Source organism: Helicobacter sp. 13S00482-2, assembly GCF_002272795.1.
Lineage (GTDB): Bacteria > Campylobacterota > Campylobacteria > Campylobacterales > Helicobacteraceae > Helicobacter_J.
Map to the genome: position 1 here is coordinate 1 of NZ_MLAT01000040.1, position 2117 is coordinate 2117.

Here is a 2117-nt window from a genome sequence, read left to right on the forward strand (position 1 = left end):
AAGGAAACATTTTAAGGCTTCTATTCCAGCTAGAGACAATGAACTTAGCCTTTTTTTGATTGTCCCAATTATAATCAATGATACTCCCATCAGGAAATTTATTTACCTGCTCATTACTATTAGGATTCCCAACTTCAAATCCATTCTCTAGTATCACAAACATCACGTATTCAAAGAACTCATCAAAGTCTTCAACCTGATCTCCGAAACTTTCTCTAAAAAAATCTACCACGTCAATAAAATCATCCCCTCGTATTGACTTAGTAAGATTCATCTCTGATTCAATCATATCTTTTAAATATATAATTTTCTTAACATTCTTAAATCTCTCTGCTAAAACTTCCATTCTTTTCATTGATGCTCATCTTTTTTATCGGCATGTTCTTCAACCACTATTTCTTTTAATTTCAATTTTTTTGCATTGCAGGGAGATAGAAGGCCTAAATGATACGTCAAAATGAAATAGTTTGGATCTGAAAATGTCTCAAAAGGAAACATTTTAAGGCTTCTATTCCAGCTAGAGACAATGAACTTAGCCTTTTTTTGATTGTCCCAATTATAATCGATGATGCTCCCATCAGGAAATTTATTTACCTGCTCATTACTATTAGGATTCCCAACTTCAAATCCATTCTCTAGTATCACAAACATCACGTATTCAAAGAACTCATCAAAGTCTTCAACCTGATCTTCAAAACTTTCTCTAAAAAAATCTGCTGTATCAATAAAATCCCCTGCTCCTTCTGATTCAATTATATCTTTCAAATATATAATTCGCTTAACATTCTTGAATCTTTCTGCTAAAATTTCCATTCTTTTCATTTACCTTCACCTTCCTTTGTTATTTCTTTCCCCTCGTGTACTTTTTTCTTGCTATGCATTTTATCTAAAGCAGGGGTAGAACTTGTTTTTGGCCTATGGATTTTATTTTTGATGGATTTAAAACAAGAAATACAAAGTTTTCCAAATGCAAAAACAAACAATATTGATGGCATAAATTGAATAAATAAATAATAAATTCCATCTATTAAATAGATATGATAGAACCTTAATATCAATAATATAATTGATATAATACTTAATAATAAATATTTATAATTAAATTTTATCAATAATCTTAAAATAAAATATATAATGCTAATAATATAAATAATATATATAGAAATATAACTAATAAAAATAATGGAAAATAAAAATAATATCATATTAAATAATTTATAAAATAATTCATTAGTAAATATATATTGTATGAATGAATTTAAAACTATAAAATATAATATAATTATAATTATGGAATATTGTATATTTCCAATAATATCTTTAGACTTAAATATTAAACTTAATCCAATTAAATCTACATATATAATTAATATTAGAATAATATTTACATTAAAATAAATATAATTTTTTGAATATTTTTTTATATCTGATAATTGATAAAAAACTGAGGCAAAAAACAAAAGTGGAAAATTTGTTATATAAAAAAATATTACAATACCCAATTGTTCCTGATCTAATGGAGATTGACATAATTCATTTAAAAATGAAATAATACTTTCCATCATCTTATCTTAACCTACGTTCTTGATATAATATTCTGTAATATTCTGAAACTACAGAATGAGTGAAATCCTGACAATTATTAAACAACACATTATATTTTTTCATCTCAAAAATTTCCTTCACGTTATCAACAGCTCTTCTCATAATCCTATCATCATAATGAATCCCATCAGTATCTTGATAAAGCTTGATAACATTTGGATCAGTTTCGACTATAAATACACCATCTCCAGAAATGCCAGATTTAGCTGCAAAGCCTATATTCCCACCCTCTTCATCTTCAAAGAATATCTGTTGATGCTGAACTTTTGAAGTACGATAGTAAAGGACATTTTTATCTTTGAAAAACCTATAGGCTTTTTCTCCTCCCTTCATACTCAAAGGCCTCTTCATCACCTTCGCATTATCCCTATCTTCTTGTTTTACTAAAGAAGCTTGGTGGTTATTGTAATCTAAAATATCTTTAAAAGAAGGATGGTTTGAGTCTGTGTCTTTTGAGTATAAAGGATGGTTTTGATTGTTTTGGTTTAGAACATTTGCATTGTTTGCATTGT

Annotated in this window: 4 protein-coding genes; all 4 read right to left on the reverse strand. The window is 27.1% G+C overall.

The window, feature by feature from the left end; all coding sequences use genetic code 11:
• Positions 1 to 355, reverse strand: a 355-nt coding sequence (locus BKH42_RS08965; protein ID WP_143428612.1) for a hypothetical protein, incomplete at its 3' end; no start/stop codon positions are given.
• Positions 352 to 822 carry a hypothetical protein gene (locus BKH42_RS08970; protein WP_095296258.1) on the reverse strand — a complete coding sequence of 157 codons (471 nt, stop codon included), beginning with the start codon at positions 820 to 822 and terminating at the stop codon, positions 352 to 354. The genes BKH42_RS08965 and BKH42_RS08970, both read right to left, overlap by 4 nt.
• Positions 819 to 1562 (reverse strand): hypothetical protein, encoded by a 744-nt coding sequence (locus BKH42_RS09805; RefSeq protein ID WP_219349860.1) that lies wholly within the window; start codon positions 1560 to 1562, stop codon positions 819 to 821. The genes BKH42_RS08970 and BKH42_RS09805 overlap by 4 nt, the downstream gene beginning before the upstream one ends.
• A 4-nt stretch (positions 1563 to 1566) precedes the next feature.
• On the reverse strand, positions 1567 to 2117 hold a 551-nt coding region (locus BKH42_RS09620), incomplete at its 5' end, for a hypothetical protein (RefSeq protein WP_180674042.1).